This is a genomic window from Streptomyces montanus (assembly GCF_005786655.1).
Lineage (GTDB): Bacteria > Actinomycetota > Actinomycetes > Streptomycetales > Streptomycetaceae > Streptomyces > Streptomyces sporangiiformans.
Map to the genome: position 1 here is coordinate 287,474 of NZ_VBZC01000001.1, position 19,950 is coordinate 307,423.

General features: G+C 70.3%; 16 protein-coding genes. 10 read left to right on the forward strand and 6 right to left on the reverse strand.

Annotated features, from left to right (window positions below; translation table 11 throughout):
• Positions 1 to 272 precede the first annotated feature (272 nt).
• The 7 genes from FE633_RS01265 to FE633_RS01295 all read left to right on the forward strand — a co-directional run bounded on the left by FE633_RS01265 (position 273) and on the right by FE633_RS01295 (position 8,508).
• A complete protein-coding gene (locus FE633_RS01265) occupies positions 273 to 1,580 on the forward strand; it encodes an ABC transporter substrate-binding protein (RefSeq protein WP_246113345.1) in 1,308 nt (435 codons plus the stop codon).
• A gap of 70 nt (positions 1,581 to 1,650) precedes the next feature.
• Positions 1,651 to 2,604 (forward strand): carbohydrate ABC transporter permease, encoded by a 954-nt coding sequence (locus FE633_RS01270; protein WP_138043104.1) that lies wholly within the window; start codon positions 1,651 to 1,653, stop codon positions 2,602 to 2,604.
• Positions 2,604 to 3,437, forward strand: a complete 834-nt coding sequence (locus FE633_RS01275; RefSeq protein ID WP_138043105.1) for a carbohydrate ABC transporter permease — start codon at positions 2,604 to 2,606, stop codon at positions 3,435 to 3,437. The genes FE633_RS01270 and FE633_RS01275 overlap by 1 nt, the downstream gene beginning before the upstream one ends.
• A 39-nt stretch (positions 3,438 to 3,476) precedes the next feature.
• Positions 3,477 to 4,664 carry an ABC transporter ATP-binding protein gene (locus tag FE633_RS01280; RefSeq protein WP_138043106.1) on the forward strand — a complete coding sequence of 396 codons (1,188 nt, stop codon included), beginning with the start codon at positions 3,477 to 3,479 and terminating at the stop codon, positions 4,662 to 4,664.
• A 106-nt stretch (positions 4,665 to 4,770) separates the two neighbouring features.
• Entirely contained in the window at positions 4,771 to 5,334 is a 564-nt protein-coding gene (locus tag FE633_RS01285) for a TetR/AcrR family transcriptional regulator (RefSeq protein ID WP_246113346.1), read from the forward strand.
• Positions 5,331 to 6,950: a CocE/NonD family hydrolase gene (locus FE633_RS01290; protein ID WP_138043107.1), complete on the forward strand. Its 1,620-nt coding sequence runs from the start codon at positions 5,331 to 5,333 to the stop codon at positions 6,948 to 6,950. Before FE633_RS01285 ends, FE633_RS01290 begins: the two co-directional genes overlap by 4 nt.
• A gap of 10 nt (positions 6,951 to 6,960) precedes the next feature.
• Entirely contained in the window at positions 6,961 to 8,508 is a 1,548-nt protein-coding gene (locus FE633_RS01295) for a carboxylesterase/lipase family protein (RefSeq protein ID WP_138043108.1), read from the forward strand.
• A gap of 25 nt (positions 8,509 to 8,533) precedes the next feature.
• Here FE633_RS01295 and FE633_RS01300 read toward each other — a convergent pair whose 3' ends face one another.
• From FE633_RS01300 to FE633_RS01315, 4 genes are all read right to left on the reverse strand, one after another.
• Positions 8,534 to 10,501, reverse strand: coding sequence for a glycoside hydrolase family 127 protein (locus tag FE633_RS01300; RefSeq protein ID WP_138043109.1), 1,968 nt, complete (start codon positions 10,499 to 10,501; stop codon positions 8,534 to 8,536).
• 51 nt (positions 10,502 to 10,552) lie between these two features.
• Positions 10,553 to 11,698 carry a galactonate dehydratase gene (dgoD, locus tag FE633_RS01305; RefSeq protein WP_138043110.1) on the reverse strand — a complete coding sequence of 382 codons (1,146 nt, stop codon included), beginning with the start codon at positions 11,696 to 11,698 and terminating at the stop codon, positions 10,553 to 10,555.
• A gap of 160 nt (positions 11,699 to 11,858) precedes the next feature.
• Positions 11,859 to 12,623 carry an SDR family NAD(P)-dependent oxidoreductase gene (locus tag FE633_RS01310; protein ID WP_138043111.1) on the reverse strand — a complete coding sequence of 255 codons (765 nt, stop codon included), beginning with the start codon at positions 12,621 to 12,623 and terminating at the stop codon, positions 11,859 to 11,861.
• Positions 12,620 to 13,675 (reverse strand): LacI family DNA-binding transcriptional regulator, encoded by a 1,056-nt coding sequence (locus FE633_RS01315; protein ID WP_138043112.1) that lies wholly within the window; start codon positions 13,673 to 13,675, stop codon positions 12,620 to 12,622. Before FE633_RS01315 ends, FE633_RS01310 begins: the two co-directional genes overlap by 4 nt.
• Positions 13,676 to 13,919: 244 nt before the next feature.
• On the opposite strand from FE633_RS01315, the gene FE633_RS01320 reads away from it, so the two are divergent.
• The 3 genes from FE633_RS01320 to FE633_RS01330 all read left to right on the forward strand — a co-directional run bounded on the left by FE633_RS01320 (position 13,920) and on the right by FE633_RS01330 (position 16,711).
• On the forward strand, positions 13,920 to 14,591 hold the full coding sequence (locus FE633_RS01320) for a bifunctional 4-hydroxy-2-oxoglutarate aldolase/2-dehydro-3-deoxy-phosphogluconate aldolase (RefSeq protein WP_138043113.1): 672 nt from the start codon (positions 13,920 to 13,922) through the stop codon (positions 14,589 to 14,591).
• A 101-nt stretch (positions 14,592 to 14,692) separates the two neighbouring features.
• On the forward strand, positions 14,693 to 15,622 hold the full coding sequence (locus FE633_RS01325) for a sugar kinase (protein ID WP_138043114.1): 930 nt from the start codon (positions 14,693 to 14,695) through the stop codon (positions 15,620 to 15,622).
• 15 nt (positions 15,623 to 15,637) lie between these two features.
• Entirely contained in the window at positions 15,638 to 16,711 is a 1,074-nt protein-coding gene (locus FE633_RS01330; protein ID WP_138043115.1) for a lactonase family protein, read from the forward strand.
• Positions 16,712 to 16,934: 223 nt separating this feature from the next.
• Here FE633_RS01330 and FE633_RS01335 read toward each other — a convergent pair whose 3' ends face one another.
• Together FE633_RS01335 and FE633_RS01340 are read right to left on the reverse strand one after the other, a co-directional pair.
• Complete coding sequence (locus FE633_RS01335; protein ID WP_425473130.1) at positions 16,935 to 18,284, reverse strand: glycoside hydrolase family 43 protein; 1,350 nt, start codon at positions 18,282 to 18,284, stop codon at positions 16,935 to 16,937.
• A 189-nt stretch (positions 18,285 to 18,473) separates the two neighbouring features.
• Entirely contained in the window at positions 18,474 to 19,691 is a 1,218-nt protein-coding gene (locus FE633_RS01340) for a right-handed parallel beta-helix repeat-containing protein (RefSeq protein ID WP_171059754.1), read from the reverse strand.
• Positions 19,692 to 19,950 lie beyond the last annotated feature (259 nt).

A 19,950-nucleotide genomic window follows, 5' to 3' on the forward strand; every position in this document is an offset into this window, starting at 1 on the left:
TTCGGTCCATCTGGATGAGCCCGGTCGTCGCCCCCGTCTATCCCTCGTCCCTCATCGGAGCCATGGCGCGGCAGCCGGCCCCGGCGTCTGCCGACACTCGCTGATGCGGTGGCCCTCTCCCGATCGCCCGGTGGACGAATGATCGAAATCGACGTTTTGATGCGATATGTCCTTGATGTCTGCTTATGGAGTGTTTAGCGTTCTTTGCGCGGAGAGCGGATGCGGGGTCCGATGTCCCGTGCCCACCGGCCCGGAAGCGAGGTGTGGAGCGCGTGCACGCGAAGTCCGGCTTCCGGCCGGTTGCCGGGAAGCGTCGTCCCAAGGGGACACGACGGCTGCGGATGCTTGCCGTACTGCCCCTGCTGGCGTCGATGCTCGCCGCGTGCGGCGACGACGAGGGCGCCGGCCGGCCCACCTTGAACTGGTACAACTTCCCCGACGACTCCGGCGCGCTCCAGGAAGCGGCCGACCGGTGCAGTCAGGCATCCAACGGCCGCTACACGATCAGCTACCACAAGCTCCCGCGCGCCGCCGACGGCCAGCGCCAGCAGATGGTCCGCAGGCTCGCCGCCGAGGACGACTCGCTCGACATCCTGGGCCTGGATGTCACCTGGGCCGCCGAGTTCGCCGAGGCGCGCTGGATCCGCGAGTGGACCGGAGCGGCCAAGCAGCAGGCCACCGAGGGCACCCTGCGCGTACCGCTGCAGACCTCCACGTGGAAGGACAAGCTGTACGCCGTCCCGTACAACACGAACACCCAGCTGCTGTGGTACCGCAAGGACCTGGTGCCCACCCCGCCCAAGACCTGGTCCGAGATGATGGACATGGCCCGCGAGCTGGCTCGGCAGGGCAAGCCCCACTACGTGGAGATCCAGGGCGCCCAGTACGAGGGCCTGACCGTCTGGTTCAACACCCTGATCAACAGCGCGGGCGGCTCCATCCTCAACCCGAGCGCGACCGAACCCTCCCTCGGCCCTCCTGCTGTACGGGCCGCCGGTCTCATGCGTGACCTGGCGAACTCTCCGGCCGCGGACCCGTCCCTGTCCAACCAGATGGAGGACCAGAACCGCCTCGCCATGGAGTCGGGGGTGGCCGCGTTCGAACTCAATTACCCGTTCGTCTATCCGTCGATGCAGACGAACAACCCCGAGCTGTTCAAGAACTTCCGTTGGGCGCCGTACCCCCGGGTCGACGCGAACCAGGTGGCGCGGCCCACCATCGGCGGCATCAATCTGGCGGTGAGCGCCTACTCGCGCCACCCCGACCTGGCCTTCGAAGCGGCCCTGTGCCTGCGCAACCGGGAGAACCAGCTCACCGCCGCGGTCGAGGGCGGCCTGCCGCCCACCCTGCGCAGCCTGTACGACGAGCCGTCGCTCATCAAGGCGTACCCGTTCGCCGAGGACGTGCTGGCCGCCCTGGAGTCGGCGAGCGTGCGCCCGCTCACTCCGGCGTACCAGAACATCTCGATCGCGATCTCGCACACGCTGTCCCCGCCGTCCGGGATCAAGCCGGAGAGCGCGGTCGACACCATCAGGGAACAGATCGACGAGGCTCTGCGATCCGAGGGCGTGATCCCGTGAACCACCACCTCCCGCACCACCCCGCCGGCCGGCGCCCCCGTGCGCGGGTCTCACTCCCGGGCGGTCCGAGATGAGCATGCAGGCGGAACCGGCCGGAGCCCCGCCGCCCCCGGAAGCGGGGCAGGCGCGGAAGGGACGTGCGGCGGCCTCGGCGGGTGCGCGGCAGGAGCGGCGGCTCGGCTGGCTGCTGTGCGCGCCGGCCGTCGTCGTCATGCTCGCCGTGACCGCGTATCCCATCGGGTACGCCATCTACCTCTCCCTCCAGCGGTACGACCTGCGCTTCCCGGCGGAGGCGAAGTGGGTGGGCCTGAGCAACTACGGGGCCGTGCTGACCTCCCCGTTCTGGTGGGACGCCTTCTGGGTCACGCTGTTCATCACCGGCGTGTCGGTCGCCATCGAGCTGGCCCTCGGCATGGCGATCGCCATGGTGATGCACCGGGCGATCTTCGGACGCGGCACCGTCCGCACCATGGTCCTCATCCCTTACGGCCTCGTCACCGTCGTCGCCGCCTTCTCCTGGCAGTACGCCTGGACGCCCGAGCTCGGATACCTGGCCGAGCTGCTGCCCAGCGGAGAGGCCCCGCTGACCGAGCAGTGGCCCGCCCTGTGGATCATCGTCCTCGCCGAGGTGTGGAAGACGACCCCGTTCATGGCCCTGCTGCTGCTCGCGGGTCTCGCGCTGGTCCCCGAGGAGACCCTGAAAGCGGCCATGGTGGACGGTGCCACAGCCTGGCAGCGCTTCATCAAGGTCATGGTTCCGCTGATGAAGCCGGCCATCCTGGTGGCGCTGCTCTTCCGCACGCTGGACGCGTTCCGGATCTTCGACAACATCTACATCCTGACCGCGGGCGCCCAGGACACCGGCTCCGTCTCCATCCTCGGCTACGACAACCTGTTCACCGCGCTGAACCTCGGCATCGGCTCGGCGATCTCGGTCCTGATCTTCATCTGTGTCGGGATCATCGCCTTCGCCTTCGTCAAACTGTTCGGCGCGGCCGCACCGGGCGCGGAGGTGAAGCGCTGATGGCCGCCGTAGGGAAGACGCATGCCGCCCGGTGGACCGTCATCAACGTGGTGGTGGTGCTGTACGCCCTGTTCCCGGTGTGGTGGATCGCCGCGCTGTCGTTCAAGGACCCCAGCACCCTCACGGACGGCAACTACATCCCCAGGAAGTGGACCTGGGAGAACTACCGCGGCATCTTCGACACCTCCGAGTTCACCCGCGCACTGATCAACTCGATCGGTATCGCCCTGATCGCCACGGCGATCGCGGTGGTGCTGGGCACCATGGCCGCCTACGCGGTGGCCAGACTGCGGTTCCCCGGCAAGCGGGTGCTCATCGGTATGTCGCTGCTGATCGCCATGTTCCCGCCGATCTCCCTGGTGTCACCGCTGTTCAACATCGAGCGGATCATCGGGATCTTCGACACCTGGGTCGGCCTGATCATCCCGTACATGACCTTCTCGCTGCCGCTGGCGATCTACACCCTGTCGGCGTTCTTCCGGGAGATTCCCTGGGACCTGGAGAAGGCCGCCAAGGTCGACGGGGCCACGCCCGCGCAGGCCTTCCGCTTGGTCATCGCGCCACTGGCCGCGCCGGGCGTGTTCACCACGGCGATCCTCGTCTTCATCTTCTGCTGGAACGACTTCCTGTTCGCGATCTCGCTGACCTCCACCGAGGCCGCGCGCACCGTGCCCGCCGCGATCGCGTTCTTCACCGGGAGTTCGCAGTTCCAGCAGCCCACCGGGTCGATCGCCGCGGCAGCCGTGGTGATCACCATCCCGATCATCATTTTCGTTCTGTTCTTCCAGCGACGCATCGTCGCCGGACTGACCTCCGGTGCGGTCAAGGGGTGACCGCACCCGGACGTCACGCAAGGCAAGGAGGCACCACCCATGGCCGAGATCATCCTTGAGGGAGTCACCAAGCGCTTTCCCGACGGGGCCCTCGCCGTGAAGGACGTGGACCTCGACATCGCCGATGGCGAGTTCGTGATCCTGGTCGGCCCGTCCGGATGCGGCAAGTCCACCACCCTGAACATGATCGCCGGGCTGGAGGACATCACCGACGGCACCCTGCGCATCGGTGACCGCGTCGTCAACGACCTCGCGCCCAAGGAGCGCGACGTCGCCATGGTGTTCCAGAGCTATGCCCTGTACCCGCACATGAGTGTCCGGGAGAACATGGGCTTCCCGCTGCGGCTGGCGGGGGTGGAGAAGGCCACCATCAACTCCAAGGTCGAGGAGGCCGCCCGGATCCTCGATCTGACGGAGCACCTGGACCGCAAGCCCTCGCAGCTCTCGGGCGGTCAGCGTCAGCGGGTCGCCATGGGGCGGGCGATCGTCCGCGATCCCAAGGCGTTCCTGATGGACGAGCCGCTGTCCAACCTGGACGCCAAACTCCGGGTGCAGATGCGCACCCAGATCTCCCGGCTGCAACGGCGCCTCGGTACGACGACCGTGTACGTCACCCACGACCAGACCGAGGCGATGACCCTCGGAGACCGGGTCGTGGTCATGCGGCAGGGGCTGGTCCAGCAGATCGGCACACCCGCGCAGCTCTACGACCTGCCGCGCAACCTCTTCGTCGCGGGCTTCATCGGCTCCCCGGCGATGAACTTCGTGAACGCCACCCTGGAGGGGAACGTCCTGCACTCGCCCCTGGGTGATCTGCCCGTCGACGACCATACGCGGCAGTCGCTGGAACGGCAGAACGCGCCCCGCGAGCTCATCGTCGGCCTGCGGCCCGAGGCCTTCGAGGACGTGGCCCTGGCCCCCGACCGAGGCCGCGACGGCGCGGTCCTGACCGTCACCGTCGACGTACTGGAGTCGCTGGGCTCCGATGTGTACGTGTACTTCACGGCGGAGGGCGGGCCCGCGACAACGGCCGAACTGGAGGAACTGGCCGCGGAATCGGGGGTGCGCGACACCGGCGCCGGGGCGGCCCAGCACATCGTGGCCCGCCTCGACGCCGCCACGCGTGCCCGCGAGGGCGAACCCCTGGAGCTGCGGGTCGACATGTCCAAGGCGCATGTCTTCGACCCGGCGACCGGAGCGAACCTCACGCACCCGGAGCGCGCCTGAGGATTCAGGAGACCACTGCTTGACACTTGTCTAATTATTAACAGCTGTATATCTTCTGCATGTGCAACGCAATCCATCGCAGGAGCCCCGAACCCAGGACCGGAGGGTGCAGCGCTCACGCGCCGCGCTGATGGCGGCCGCCGTACGCCTGGTGGCCGAGCGCGGTACGACGGCCCTCCCCGTCACCGACCTCGCCGAGGCGGCGGACGTGAGCCGACAGCTGGTCTACCTGCAGTTCGGTGACCGTGACGCGCTCCTCGTGGCAGCCGCGGCCGATCTGGTCGAGCGGGAGTTCCTTCCGCTGACCGGCGAGGGCAAGGACTCCTTCCAGCAGGTGCTGGCGATGGCGCAGCACTTCGCGGAGCACCGGCCGTTCTACCGCGCGATGCTTACCGGATCGTGCGCCTTCGCCATGACCAGGACGCTGAACAGCCTGTTCGGCTCCCTCAACCAGAAGGCCGTACGGCGGCTGTTCGGTGAGCTGGACCAGGAGACGGTGGCGGACCTGGCGGCGTTCGTCGCGGGCGGGACCGGCGCGGTCGTCAACGAATGGCTGATCGACGGCGACGATCCCCTGGATCCCGAGCAGTTGGCGGAGCGTCTGCTGCGCCTCTGGGCGGTCTTCGCCGGCAGCTCTCACTCGCGAGCAGACGGAGGTCGCATCCCATGAGCGTGGGCAGTCATCTCATCCAGCGCATATTGCGCCTCCCTCCACCGTTGACCAGGGATCTGGTCGTCGAACGCGGACTGCGCGTGCCGATGCGCGACGGAGCCGTCCTGCTGGCCGACCGCTGGGCCCCGAGAAAGGGGGCCGAGGGCCTGCCGACCGCGCTTGTGCGCATCCCCTACGGCAGGGCAGGCATGATCGGCGCGCAGATGGTCAGGCCGCTGGCCGAGCGCGGGTACCAGGTGCTGATCCAGAGCACGCGCGGCACGTTCGGTTCCGGAGGCGACTTCGACCCGCTGCGGTGCGAGCGCGAGGACGGGCTGGACACCCTGGACTGGGTGGTCAAGCAGCCCTGGTTCGGCGACTCACTGGTGCTGTACGGGGGCAGCTATCTCGGCTTCGCCCAGTGGGCTGTGGCCGACCAACTGCCGCCCCAGGTCAAGGCGATGATCCCGTCGGTGTCCGAGTCGGCCTTCACCCTGGAGTTCCTCCGCAAGGACGGATACTCCCTGGAGGCAACGTTCAACTGGGGCGTCCAGGTCGCCGGCCAGGAACGCCGGGGGGCGATGCTGCGTCAGCTGCTGGGGATGCGGAGGCAGCGGCGCGCCCTGCACACCCTGCCACTCGACCAGGCCGACACCGCCGCCATGGGCCGCCACTCGGACTACTTCCAGGACTGCCTGGCCCACGACGCCGACACGCCGTACTGGTCGGTCCTCGACCACAGCGAACGGGTGGCCGGCATCACCGTGCCCGTCAGCTCGATCGGTGGCTGGTACGACATCTTCCTGCCCGGCCAACTCCGCGACCACCAGGCACTGCAGGCGGCCGGCCGACAGGCCCGGCTGACGGTGGGGCCCTGGGCGCACATCTCCCTGGGCGTGGGTCGGACGGCGACCGGCGAGGCCCTCGACTTCGGTCTGGCCCACGCCCGGGGCGAGCAGCCGCCCGACCGCGCGCCGGTGCGCCTGTTCGTCATGGGGGAGGGGGCCTGGCGCGACTTCCCGTCCTGGCCGCCGCCGGGATACCCGGCCCAGCGCTTCCACCTCCACCCCGGTGGCGCCCTGGCCGCCGCCCCGCCCGGCGAGTCGGCCCCGGACGGCTACCGCTACGACCCGGCCGATCCCACCCCGGCGGTCGGCGGAGTCCGTATGGCCGTCGGCACCAAGGCCGGCGCCGTGGACAACACCGCACTGGAAGCCCGGTCCGACGTACTCACCTACACAACTCCCGTACTGGACAAGGATGTCGAGGTGATCGGCGAGGTCGGCGCGGAGATCTGGTTCCGCTCCAGCCTGCCGTACGCCGATGTGTTCGTCCGGCTGTGCGACGTCGACGAGAAGGGCCGCTCGTTCAACGTGTGCGACGGCCTGGTCGGCCTGACCGGCGCCGACGACACCTCGTGCGCCACCGTGCGGCTGTGGCCGACGGCGTACCGCTTCAAGCGCGGCCACCGCATCCGACTTCAGGTCTCCAGCGGCGCGTTCCCCCGCTACAACCGCAATCCTGGCACGGGCGAGCCCCGGGGGACCGCCACCACCCTGCGCGCCGCGGATCAGGAGGTCTTCCACGATCCCGCCCACCCGTCCGCGGTGATCCTGCCCGTCCGGCAACTCTGAGGAGTCAACGATGACCACAGTGGAGTCCCGTGAGGCCCGCGGGTCCGCCGAGCCCGAGGTCCGTACCGCCGCCGGCGCGGTGCGCGGCCGACGGGAGGACGGCCTGGCCGTGTTCCGCGGTATCCCGTTCGCCGAGCCGCCGGTGGGCGCGGCACGGTTCGCGGCACCGCGGCCCGTGCGCGCCTGGGACGGGGTGCGGGAGGCGTTCTCCTTCGGCCCGCCGGCCCCGCAGGATTCGGTGATGGCCGGGCGGTCCGGCGGGCCGGAACTGCCGACGGGTGACGACTGGCTGACCGTCAATGTCTGGACCCCGGACCCCGACCCGGAGGCCCGCCGCCCCGTGATGGTGTGGATCCACGGCGGCGCCTACAAGCTCGGCTTCTCCGGCAGCCCCGGCTACGACGCCCGGCACATCGCCCAAGAAGGCGACCTCGTCGTGGTCACCCTCAACTACCGGCTCGGCATCGAGGGGTTCGCCCACATCGAGGGGGCGCCCGCCAACCGCGGCCTGCTCGACCAGGTCGCCGCCCTGGAGTGGGTGCGGGAGAACATCGCGGCCTTCGGCGGCGACCCCGACCAGGTCACCGTCGTCGGGGAATCGGCCGGTGCCGGATCCATCGCCGCGCTGCTGGCCATGCCGAGCGCGGCCGGGCTGTTCGGACGGGCCGTCGCGCAGAGCGTGCCGGGTACGTTCCTCTCCGACGCACTGGCCCGGGACGTCGCCACCGCCTTGGCCGCCGAGCTGGGGCTGCGCCCGACGGTCGACGACCTGTCCGGTGTGGACCCGCGGCAACTGCCCGCTGCCGGGGAGGCGTTGAGCCCCAAGATGCGCCAGTACGAGGACCGCTGGGGACGGCTCGCACACACGCTGAACCCCTTCTCACCCATAGTCGACGGCGAGGTGCTGCCGACCACTCCCTGGCAGGCACTGGCCGACGGCGTGGCGCGGGACATCGAGCTGATAGTCGGTCACAACCGGGACGAGTTCCGGCTGTTCGTCGCCCTCTCCGGGCAACTCGGGAAGATCGGCGACGAGCAGGCGGCGCAGGCGCTGCGCGTGTTCGGCCCGGCGCCGGACGGCGAGCGCGCCTACCGCGAGGCGTTCCCGGAGGCTTCGGCGGCAGAGCTGTACGAACTGGTCCAGTCCGACTGGCTGTTCCGTATGCCCGTGCTGCACCTGGCCGATGCCCAGGTCGCAGGCGGCGGTCGCGCGCACGTGTACGAGCTGACCTGGCAGACCCCGGGCAGCGGAGGCGCGCTGGGCGCCTGCCACGGCCTGGACGGGCCGCTGCTGTTCGGGACCCTCGACGCCCACCTCGGCCCGGTGCTGCTCGGCCCCGAACCCTCCTCCGAGGCCCGGGCACTGTCGGCCCGCTTCCGCTCGGCCTGGACCGCCTTCGCCGCCACCGGCGACCCGGGCTGGCCCGCGTACGACAACCGGCGCCGTACCGTCCAGGTCTTCGACGCGGACCCGCGGGTGACCCCCTACCCGGAGGAGACCTCCCGGAGCCTCTGGCAGGACCACACCTTCGGGGCCCTGCCGCTGTCGAACGCGTAGCGCCGAAGCGGGAGCGGTACGGGGGTCAGGACGTGGGCAGCCAGACGCGCATGCTGCCGTTCTGCCGGTTGGCCCACGCGTAGTAGGGGACCGCGGTCAGTCGGACTTGCTCGTCGGTCGGCGGGGCGGCGTCGAGGGCGGTGTCCCCGGCGGGGCGGTAGGGCCACCAGCCGGCGTCGGGGATGTGCCGGCGGTGGCCGGTGGCCACGACGGTGGTGACGCCGCCGAGCAGGTCAGGACGGTGCCGCTCGGCCAGCGGGCGCGTGGTGTCCAGGACGATGTCGTCCAGGCCCGTGCCGGGGTGGTCCACCTCTTCCAGGCAGTACACGAGCGGGCCGCGTTCGATCGCCACACAGCCGCGCACCGCGTCCACCCTGGGGTCGGCCACGGTGAGCCGGGGTTCGAGGCCGAGCTCCAGCACCACCTCGTCGCCCGGGGCCCAGGTGCGCTCCCATCGCAGCCAGCCGTCGGACACCGGGGCGTCCGACTGGTCGTACGTCTCGGTGCCGCAGCGGACCCGGTACGTCCGGCACCACTGCGGGATCCGCAAGGACAGGGTCCAGGGCCGGTCCCGTGGACTCTCGTCGATGGTGAAGGCGACGGTGCCCTGCCACGGGTAGTCGGTGTGGGTGCTCACAGCGACAGGGACGCCGTCGAGGTCGCCCCGGTAGCTGCCGGTGACGTACTGGTGGATCTGCAGGCCGTGTGCGTCACCGGAGGCGAGGTAGTGCTGAAGTGCGGCCAGCAGCCTCATGACGTTCGGGGGACAGCAGGCGCAGCTGAACCAGCGGGTGCGGCGGGCAGACTGGTCGCCACCGGAGTCGGTGTGACCGTCCCGGACCTGCAGGGGGTTGACGTAGAGCCAGCTCTCTCCGTCCAGAGAGACGCCGGCGAGGAAGCCGTTGAACAGGGTGCGTTCGATCAGGTCGCTGTAGCGGGCCTCGCCGGTCAGCAGGGCCATGCGCCAGCTCCACTGGATCGAGGCGATGGCGGCGCATGTCTCGCAGTAGGCACGTTCGTTGGGCAGCTCGAACGGGTCGCCGAAGTCCTCCTTGGCATGATGCGCGCCGAGCCCACCGGTCAGATGCGTCTTGGTGGCGGTCATCGCCTGCCACAACCGCTCGCACGCGCCGAGCAGTTCGGCGTCGCCCGTCTCGGCGGCCAGGTCGGCCGCGCCCGCCAGCAGATAGAGCTGGCGTACGGCGTGTCCTTCGACGGTGTCCGCGGAGCGCAGCGGCACGCGGTCCTGGGAGTACGCGTCGCCGCCGAGCTTGCCGTGGCCGTAGGAGTCGACGAAGTGGCCCGCGAGATCCAGGTAGCGCCGCTCCCCGGTCTCCCGGTACAGCTCGACCAGGGCGGTCTCGATCTCGGGGTGGCCGTCGACGCCGTCGATGGGCTTCCCACTGCCGGGGGGACCGAAGACCGAGTCGATGTGATCGGCGAAGCGGCGTGCGACATCGAGCAGTTCGTCGCGTCCGGTGGACCGGTGGTGGGCCACCGCCGCCTGGATCAGATGCCCCGCGCAGTACAACTCGTGGCCCCAGCGCAGATCCTGGTAGCGCTCGCCGCCCCGGCGGATCTGGAACCAGGTGTTCAGGTACCCGTCGCTCTGCTGAGCCTCGGCGACGAGGGAGATGATCCGGTGCACATCGGCGGCGAGTCTGCGCCCTTCTGGGCCTTCCTCTCCGGGCGTCGCCTGGGCGAGTTGCCAGGAGGCGGCCTCCAGCCATTTGTAGACGTCCGAGTCCACGAAGGGGAAATCGCCCTGGTACTCGCCCTGCGCGGTGCCCGCCACCAGGCGCAGGTTGTGCAGGTTTCCCGCGGACTCCAGCAGACCGGGGCCCTGCGGCACCGAGGTGCGTGCGTTGACCTCGCGGCGCGTATGCCAGAAGCCCGCACGCACCTCGGCGGTGGCGGGGTGCAGCGTGACCTGTGCGTCACGGCCGGGGCGGACCGGTCCGACGGCCGACTGGGCGGGGCGTGAGTGAGGCATGTGTCTCCGAAGGGTTGGCGGGCGAGTCACGGCGTCTTGGCCTCGGCACTGTTACCAGGCAGCCAGCGAGCCGTCGGTGTTGCGCCACACGGGGTTGCGCCAGCGGTGCCCGCGTTCTGCGGCGGCACGCACCGCGTCCTCGTCGATGGTGATGCCCAGGCCGGGTTCGGTCAGTCGGTCGATGTAGCCGTCGCGGAATGTGAAGGGCTCGGTGTCGACGAGATAGTCAAGCAGCCCACTGCTGTCTCCGTACCCGATGCCGAGTGCCTGCTCCTGGATGAGGAAGTTGGGGATCGCGAAGTCGAGTTGCAGGCTGGCGGCCAGTGCGATCGGACCGAGCGGGCAGTGCGGCGCGACCAGGACGTCGTACGTCTCGGCCATCGCCGCGATCCGCCGGGTCTCGGAGATCCCCCCGGCGTGGCTGATGTCCGGCTGGGCCACCGCGATCCCGTCCGAGAGGACGGACCGGAAGTCCCAGCGTGAGTAGAGCCGTTCGCCGGTGGCGATGGGAATCGAGGTGGACCGCACCACGGCGCCGAGGTCCTGGGAGAACTCCGGCAGCACCGGTTCCTCCACGAACATGGGCAACAGCGGCTCGAGCAGCGGCAGTACGCGACGGGACATCGCCCCGCTGAAGCGGCCGTGGAAGTCCAGTGCCAGATCGCACTCCGGGCCGATGGCCTCGCGTACCGCCGTCACCCCGTCCACGATGGCGTGAATCGCGGCCGGCGTGTCGAGCGGCTCCAACTGCCCGCAGGGGTTCAGCTTGACGGCGGTCAGGCCCTTGGCGACCTGCTCGGCCGCCGACTCGCCCAGCTTCTGCGGGTTCTCCCCGCCGACCCAGCCGTAGATGCGCACGCGGTCTCGCACATGGCCGCCGAGCAGTTGGTGCACGGGGACGCCGTGGGTCTTGCCGGCGATGTCCCACAGGGCCTGGTCGATGCCGGCGAGGGCGCTGCTCAGCACGGGGCCGCCCCGGTAGAAGCCGCTCTTGGCGAGCGTCTGCCAGTGCTCCTCGATGCGGGCGGGGTCCTGCCCCACGAGGTAGTCGAACATCTCCTCGACGCAGCGGGCGACGGTGTGCGCCTTGCCCTCAACTATGGGCTCGCCCCAGCCGGAGATCCCTTCGTCGGTGTCGACGCGCAGGAAGACCCAGCGCGGTTCGACCAGGAATATCTCGTATCCAGTGATCTTCACGGTGCGGACCTCCGGTCCTGGTGCACGGCCCGGGGGCCGACGGCTGCGGGAGATGAGAAGCGAGGGCTGGTGGGGGAGTTGGGGGGGAGCGGCCGGCGGTGGGGCAGCGGCTTCGGGCCGGCGGCCACGGGGCGATGGGGTAGAGGGAAGCGCGAGTGCGCTACTCGTGGGAGCTGATGCTGCGGCCGCCGTCCACGAGGAGGTTGTGGCCCGTGATGAAGGAGGCGTCATCGGAGGCGAGTAAAGCCACGGCGGCCGCGATGTCCTCGGGGGTCCCGAGCCTGCCTGCCGGAGTCCGCGCGATGGTCTTGGCACGGCGTTCCGGTGACACATGAGCCCACAGGGCCGTGTCCACCGCTCCGGGAACGACGGCGTTGAACCTGATCCGCCCGCCGTATTCCACGGCGAGTTGGCGGACCAGTGCGCCGATCCCGCCCTTGGCGGCCGCGTACGCGGGGAAGCCCTTGAAGCCGATGGCCGCGTGCACGGACGAGGTGATGACCACCGCGCCCCGGGCGGCCGTGAGCAGGGGCACCGTGGCCCGGACGCCGAAGAACACCGAGTCGAGCGCGAGCCGCAGCTGGCCGTGCCATGAGGCGTCGTCCAGTTCGTGCGCCGCTCCGGGCAGGTTCCGGCCGGCATTGAGATGCAGTACGTCGAGGTGTCCGGTCCAGGAGGCGGTCTCCTCGACGGCGGCCGCCCACTCGTCCGGCGAGGTGACGTCGAGCCGCCGGCCCCGGGCCTGTCCGCCGCCCGCGCGGATCTCCTCGGCCACCCGGTGGGCACCCTCGGCGTCCGCGTCGGTGACGACGACACACGCTCCCTCGGCGGCCAGGCGGTGGGCGGTCGCCTCGCCGATCCCGGAGGCGGCCGCCGTGAGCAGGGCCGTGCGGCCGGTGAAGCGTGCCGGTGCGGCGGCGGTCATGGTGATCCTCCTGGACCTGCCGTGGAGCGGCGCAGTACGAGGCGTGGTTCGGTGGGGACGACGACGTCTCCCGTCGTCCCTCCTTCGATGGTGGCCACCAGGGCGTCCACGGCCGCGGTCCCCAGTTCGTACAGGGGCATCGCCACCGTGGTCAGCGGGGGGTGGAGGTGCCCGGCGACGGGCAGGTCGTCGTTGCCGATGACGCTGATGTCCTCCGGTATCCGCAGGCCCAGGTCCCGGATCGCTGCCATGGCGCCTATCGCCTGGGCGAGTGAACTGGTGTAGATCGCGGTGACCGGCGGGCGCCCGGCGCCGTCGGCCGGACGCAGCAGTTCCAGCGTCGCGGACACGCCGCCGTCCTCCGTGAAGTCCCCGGACGCGACCGGCGCGGCGGACAGCCCGAGCTCCTCGGCATGCCGTAGGAACGCCTGCTTGCGTACCTCGCTGGGGGCTATGCCGGGCGGGCCCGCGACATGACCGACCGCACGGTGGCCGAGGCTGTGGAGGTGGTCGAGGGCGGTGACGCTGGAACGGGCCACATCCATGGTGACGTTGCGGCCCGATCCCTCCACCGACCGGTTGAGGAAGACATGCGGGACCCGGCTGCGGCTCAGGGCGTCCAGCAAGGGGTGACCGGGACGGGCGGAGGCGATGAGCAGTCCGTCGACCCGTCCCGCCTGCACCAGCTCGTTGAAGGACTCGTCGGCTTCATGCCCGTCGAAGTCCTCGGCCAGCAGGGAGAGATAGCCCAGTTCGCGCGCCCGCTGGTAGGCGCCGCGCGCGATGGTGACGTACGTGGGGTTGGCGAGGGCGGGGACCAGCAGAGCCAGGGCGTGAGTGCCGGCGCCGGCGAGGGCGCGCGCCCCGGAGTGGGGGCGGTACTCCAGCGCTTCGGCGGCCTCGTGGACACGCCGCCGCGTCTCCGGCCGGACGGACAGGTCCCGTCGGCCGTTGAGCACCTTGGACACGGTGGCCTTGGAGACCCCGGCCGCCCGTGCGACGTCCACCAGCCTGGCCCTGACGGGCTGTCCCGGGACGGGCTGTTCCGGCACCGGCCCCCCTCTCTTGACACCTTCTGGCGCCGCAACCTAACGTTCGCCGCAGCTTCAGTCAACCGGTTTCCTTGGTCGTACATAAGCGATACCGATGGGCAGAGGCTAAAGAAATGAACGATTCGCTCATACCTCACTTGTCGTCGAAAACCGCCGACGGGTGAGGTGTGTCCTGGAGCGCTCCGGAAGGTTCCCCTATGACCGACCATCAGGACACCCTCATGTTCCCCGCGGTGGTGGAGCCATGACGGAGCGTCCTGCCCTCACCCCGCAACTGGGCGGGACCCGGGTCATGGCCATCCTCCGGTCGGCCGACGGCTCGGGGCTGCCCGCCGCGGCCCGGGCGCTCGCCGCCGGTGGCATCACCTGTCTCGAGGTGACTCTCACGACCTCGGGTGCGCTCGACGCCATGGCCGCCATCCAGGAGGATCTCGGTCCCGAGGTGGCGGTGGGCGCCGGCACCGTGATCACCACCGGTCAGGCCCAGGACGCGTTGGCGGCCGGTGCCCGGTTCCTGGTGGCGCCCGTGGTGGATGTCGATGTCATCCGCGGCGCCGCCGAGAGAGGCGTCCCGTGCTACCCGGGCGCCTGGACGCCGACCGAGGTGTCCACCGCCTGGCAGGCGGGCGCCGCGGCGGTCAAGCTGTTCCCGGCGAGCACCGGAGGCCCCGCTCACCTGCGTCAGTTGAGGGCCCCCTTGCCGGAGACACCCCTCATAGCCGTCGGCGGAGTCGGCCTCGATCAGGCGCGGGACTACCTCGACGCGGGCGCCCGTGCAGTGGGCATCGGCTCCCCGCTGCTGTGTGGAGCGGACCGCAACCCGGACCGGGCGGCGCTGGAGTCCCTCACCGTCAGGGCGCGTACGGTGCTGGAGGCGGTCGGTGCCACCCCGCGGGCCGAGGAGGCGGGGCGGTGAGCAGCCCGTCTCAGGAGCGCCCGTCTCGGCATCACCCGTCTCGGCATCACCCGTCTCGCCATCACCCGTCTCAGGAGCGCCCGTCTCAGGAGCGCCGTCTCGTGACCGTCGGCGAGGTCCTCGCGGTCCTGGCCGCACCGGATCCCGGACCGCTCGCCCTCGGCGCCGGTCTGCGCCTCGGGCTCGCCGGAGCGGAGTCGAACGTCGCCGTCGGGGTAAGCCGTCTCGGCGGATCCGCCACCTGGATCGGCCGCGTCGGCGAGGACGAACTCGGCGAACTCGTCCTCCGCGAACTCCGGGCGGAAGGGGTCACCACCGTCGCCGTCCGGGACCCCGCCCCCACGTCACTCCTGCTGAAGGAACGACGTACCTCCACCCACAGCCGTACGCGCTACTACCGCACCCACACGGCGGGTTCCCGGCTGTCCGCGAAGGACATCCCCGAGCACATCGTGGCCTCCGCGGCGGTCCTGCACATCACCGGGATCACTCCGGCGCTCGGTGAGGGCCCCGCCCAGGCCGTCACCCGGGCCGTGGACCTCGCCGTCGAGGCCGGAGCCACGGTCTCCCTGGACATCAACTTCCGCTCCCTGCTGTGGAACGAGGCCGACGCCCGGCGCACTCTGCTGCCCCTGCTGCGCAGAAGCGACCTCGTCTTCGCGGGCCCCCACGAGGCCCGGCTCGCGGTGCCCGACGCGGACGAACCGGAGGAACTCGCCCGGGGCATCTGCGATCTCGGGCCCGACGGGGCCGTGATCAAACTGGGCGCCGAGGGAGCCTACGCCCTCCTCGACGGTCAGGAGTACCGGCAGCCCGCCGTGCCGGTCCGGGTGCACGACACCGTGGGAGCGGGAGACGCGTTCGTCGCCGGGTATCTGGCCGAACTGCTCGCGGGCGAACCCCCCGAGCGGCGGCTGAGGACAGCGGCTCTGCTCGGCGCGTTCGCGGTCAGTACCACCGGTGACTGGGAGGGGCTGCCGCGCCGTTCCGAGCTGGGACTGCTGGACCACCACGACGACATCGTCCGCTGAATTCAAGGAACTTCCATGTCCACGCGTTCCTCCGCCGACAACACCTTTGTCCTCACCGGCTCCTACACACCGGACACCGGTGGTGACGGCGCCGGGCTCGCCGCCCTGCGGCTCGACGCGGCGGCAGGCCACCTGGCGTACGAGAGGCGTCTGCCGCCGGTGCCCGTCAGCGGAGCCTCCTTCCTGGCGGCGCACCCGTCCCTGGACGTCGTCTACAGCACGAACGAGACCGACCCCGGAACCGTCAGTGCCGTCGCCCGGCAGAGCGACGGCGTTCTGGCCCCGCTGGGAGCACCGGTCGGCACCGGCGGCGCGAACCCCTGCCATCTCACCGTCCACCCGGGCGGGGGCTGGCTGCTGACCGCGAACTACGGCAGCGACACGGCGCCCGGCAGCGTGTCCGTGCACCGGCTCGACGCGGACGGGCAGGTCAGCGAGCTGACCGACGTCGTCGCCCACGAGGGATCGGGTCCGGTCGCCGGACGGCAGGAGGGCAGCCACGCCCATCAGGTCCTCGTCGACCCGGCGGGCCGCTTCGTGCTGGCCACCGACCTGGGGGCGGACGCGGTGTTCGCATACCGGCTCGACACCTGGTCCGGGACGCTGAAGCAGACCGCGGTGAGCCTGTTGCGCGCGGGAACCGGTCCCCGTCATCTCGCGTTCGCGCCCGGCGGTGAGCTGGTGTTCAGCGCGAACGAGCTGTCGTCGACCGTCACCTGCCACCGCTACGACGCCGAGACGGGCACCCTGACCGCACTCTCCACCGTGCCCGCCACGGAGACCGGGGACGTCATCAACCAGCCCGGTGGAATCGTCACCTCGCCCTGCGGGCGCTTCGTGTGGGTGACCAACCGCGGCGCGGACACGGTGGCCGCGTTCCGGGTCACCGGCACCGCGCTGGAACCGATCGGCGAGACCCCCAGCGGCGGCAGGTGGCCGCGCGGGCTGACCCTGGCGGCCGGCCACCTGCTCGTCGCCAACCAGCACAGCGGCACCGTCGCCGCGCTGCGCGTCCTGGACGGGGAAGCCCTCCGGCAGGCCGGCCCAGCGGCATCCGTTCCCTCGGTCGTCTGCGCGCTCGTCCTCTGACAGTCCTTCCTTTCTGTCCCGCAACCCCGTCGTCGTACGTCACGAAAGGCCGTACGCGATCAGAAGCGTACGCAGTGAAAAGGCGTACGCCATGAAAGGCAGTCATGTCCGACCCAGGCACCACCCCCGCACGGTTCACCCTCCGGTATGCGTCGGGGAGGCGCATGGCGGGCGCCACCCTTGCGGCCGCACCCTCCTTGCGGTGGTGCGGCCGCGGTGGGGGTCAGGCCCAGGCCGTGACCGGGACGAAGGAACTGTCCTGGCGGAACAGGGCGGTGCCGTCCGACGGGTCCACGCGGAGCTGGTAGCTGTAGTGGCGCAGGTAGTAGCCCGGGTAGTTGCACGACTCGAAGCGGATGGAACCGCTCGCCGTGCCGGTGCGGGCGATGTACGTCGCGTCCCTGGCGAACGTGGACGAGCCGTTGTTCGCGTCGAAGCGGGCCCGGAAGTCCCAGTGGCGCAGGTAGTTCCCGGCCGCGTTCCGGAAGGAGTAGCCGTTCCCGTCGGCGAGGCCCGGGACGACGGTGAACGTGGAGGCCTGTTTCTCCGCGGTGCTGCTGGAGCCGCTCACCACCGGGAGGTTGAGCAGGGAGGACTGCTCCTGCCAGTAACGGGTGGTGAAGTTGGCCGACTGGAACGAGCGGGTGATGTTGGTCGACAGGTTCACGCCCCCGGAGACCGTCTCCTTGAGCACGGTGAAGTGGCGTGCCGTCCCGGAGATTCCCGGCAGCTTCTTGGGGGCGCTCCAGGTGGCGAAGGTGTCGTAGCTGTCGCTGTAGTAGTAGCTGCCGTCGCCGTAACCGTCGAAGAAGATCCGCCATGCGCCGTTGTCGAGCTGTATCAGCGCGGCGCCCTCGCGCGTGCCGCCCCAGCCCGCCCAGTTGCCGGTCTTGCGGATCGTGTACGGGCCGGTGAGGGCGGTGGCGGTGGCGTACTCGATGTACTTCGCCGTCTCGTTCTTGGTGAAGGCGTGGTAGGTGGAGCCGATCTTCACGATGAACGTGTCGATGTGGTTGGCGCCGATGCCGGACAGCGCCACGGGCGCGGACCAGGCGGTGAGCGCGGAGTTGGTCGCCTTCAGCAGGTACGGAGTGAAGATCCACTGGTCGTTGGCGGTCGAGCAGGACACGATGATGTTCACGCTGCCGTCGCTGTCGACGAACCACTCGGGCGCCCAGGCACGGGACAGGTTCGCGATGGGGACGGTGTAGTCGTACAGGAACGTCCAGTTGACCCGGTCCGAGCTGCGGGCGAAGCCGATGGTGGTGCTGGTGTCCTGCCAGGTGTGCGTGGTGTAGGTGAGGTAGTAGTTGCCGTCGGAGTGCCGGAAGATGCTGGCGTCGCGGATCCGGTTGGCGGGTGGGGTGTAGGCGGACGCCTTCAGGAGCCGGAAGTCGGTGGCGTCGTCGGATTCGTAGACGTTGACCGTGGCGTCGCTGCTGTTGAGGAACGGCACGATGGTGTAGCGGGTGGCCGAGCCGCGGGGCGGTGCCGCCGCCAGCGCGGTGCCGAGCGTTCCGGGCAGTGCGCCCAGTCCGCCCAGGACGAAGCCCGCAGCGGGGAGGCCGGCCATGGCGCGCAGCACGCCGCGGCGGGACGGCGGCCGAGTGTCCGAGGGTCTGGTGCTGTGCGGTACGGCGGCGGGTCTGTCCGGTGTGTTCATGTGCGGCTCTCCTCGGTGCTCTCTTCTCGTGGTACGGCCCGTCCCCTGGGCCCTACGGTGGTTCAGGCCCAGGGGAACGGGCCGTTCGGAACGGTCAGTTCACAGTCGGGCCCCGATCGCGGTGCCGTCGCGCGGGACGAGGAACGCCGCAGCCGACGGCAGGGACCCGTCGGCGTCGCGGGGACCCGTGATCGCGCCCGTATCCGTGCTCTGGACGGACGACTCGCCCCAAGTGCCGCCCAGGTTCCAGGAGTTGCCTTTGGAGACGGTGGCCGAGCCGAGGGCGACGGCCCGCCCGTCCGCGATGGACAGGTTGCCGCTCAGCACGGCACGCGATCCCGGGCCGTCGGCGTCGAAGCCGGTGCCGGTGTTACGGAACGTGGAGTTCCAGCTCAGCGCGAGAGCGCCCGGGTTGCCGTTGTCGGTGATGCCGTGTTGCGCGTTCTTGAACGCGACGCTGTTGCGCAGGGTGTGGGCGACCGCCGGGGCCGGGCTGCCACCGCCCATCTTGAAGCCGTTGCCGTCGCCCGCGAAGTCCGGGAAGTTCCAGCGGTTGAAGCCGTTGCCGTACGTGATCGTGTCCTCGATGACGATCGGCGAGGTGAACTTCCAGGCGTCGAACCCGTCGTCGACGTTGTTCCACAGCCGCGCGCCCCGCACCACGTTGCCGGTCCCGGTGCCCTCCTTGATGGCGAGGCCATCCGCACTCTCGCCGTTCTTGCGCGGGTCGCGGTTGCCGTAGCTGTCCAGGTTCAGGATCTGGTTGTTGCTGGAGGCGCCTTGCAGTTGGAAGCCCGACTCGTAGTTGTCGTGGGTGGTCAGGCGGGAGAAGACATTGTTGTTGCAGCCGTCGCAGTAGATGCCGTACGGACCGTTCACGATCTCCAGTCCGGACATCCGCCAGTAGGACGCCTCCTGGTGGACGGCACCGCGCTCGGCGCGCGGGATGCTGCCGCCGACCGGCGTGTGGCCGGCGGGCAGCTTCTCCCCGTCGATGACGACCCGTTCACCCTGGTACGCCTCCAGGGAGATCGGCTGGGACGCGGTGCCCGAGGTGGTGACGGTGATGTTGTCGGTCAGGCCGTACGTACCGCCGCGTACGGCGATGACGTCACCGGGCCGCGCCTTGTCCACGGCCTTCTGGATGGTCCGCAGCGGACGCGCGAGCGTGCCGGGAGCGGAGTCGTCACCGTTCACGGCCACCACGATGGTCGGCGTGGCGGCGACCGACGCCTCGTCGGCGCTCGCCGTGGCCGACGCCGTCGGCATCACGGCACCCAGCACGACCAACCCCGTGAGCACTCCCACTGCGCGCATAAGGCTTCCCTCTTCCCTGTCCCGACGGCTGTCGCGGGTCTGTGGTCGCCCGAGGCGCGAACGTTGCCGCGCGACCGACAGACCGATGCCGGGTGCTACAAGGAAGCCGCCACGCCGGTGACACGACACCGAACGCTCGATATTTCGAACGCAGTTCGGTAAGCCGGTCAGACGCTAAGGGGCAGGTGGGGGCACGTCAATAACTTGGGCATTCAATAACGTCGGCGGGGCGGCGTCATCGCACGCCGCCCCGCACCAC

Bases quoted from the DNA above. Each gene is read 5' to 3' on its own strand.
- FE633_RS01280 (WP_138043106.1), top strand. From the start codon at position 3,477: ATGGCCGAGATCATCCTTGAGGGAGTCACCAAGCGCTTTCCCGACGGG.
- FE633_RS01300 (WP_138043109.1), bottom strand. From the start codon at position 10,501: ATGCCTCACTCACGCCCCGCCCAGTCGGCCGTCGGACCGGTCCGCCCC.
- FE633_RS01295 (WP_138043108.1), top strand. From the start codon at position 6,961: ATGACCACAGTGGAGTCCCGTGAGGCCCGCGGGTCCGCCGAGCCCGAG.
- FE633_RS01335 (WP_425473130.1), bottom strand. From the start codon at position 18,284: ATGGCCGGCCTCCCCGCTGCGGGCTTCGTCCTGGGCGGACTGGGCGCA.
- FE633_RS01320 (WP_138043113.1), top strand. From the start codon at position 13,920: ATGACGGAGCGTCCTGCCCTCACCCCGCAACTGGGCGGGACCCGGGTC.
- FE633_RS01275 (WP_138043105.1), top strand. From the start codon at position 2,604: ATGGCCGCCGTAGGGAAGACGCATGCCGCCCGGTGGACCGTCATCAAC.
- FE633_RS01290 (WP_138043107.1), top strand. From the start codon at position 5,331: ATGAGCGTGGGCAGTCATCTCATCCAGCGCATATTGCGCCTCCCTCCA.
- FE633_RS01340 (WP_171059754.1), bottom strand. From the start codon at position 19,691: ATGCGCGCAGTGGGAGTGCTCACGGGGTTGGTCGTGCTGGGTGCCGTG.
- FE633_RS01330 (WP_138043115.1), top strand. From the start codon at position 15,638: ATGTCCACGCGTTCCTCCGCCGACAACACCTTTGTCCTCACCGGCTCC.
- FE633_RS01270 (WP_138043104.1), top strand. From the start codon at position 1,651: ATGAGCATGCAGGCGGAACCGGCCGGAGCCCCGCCGCCCCCGGAAGCG.
- FE633_RS01310 (WP_138043111.1), bottom strand. From the start codon at position 12,623: ATGACCGCCGCCGCACCGGCACGCTTCACCGGCCGCACGGCCCTGCTC.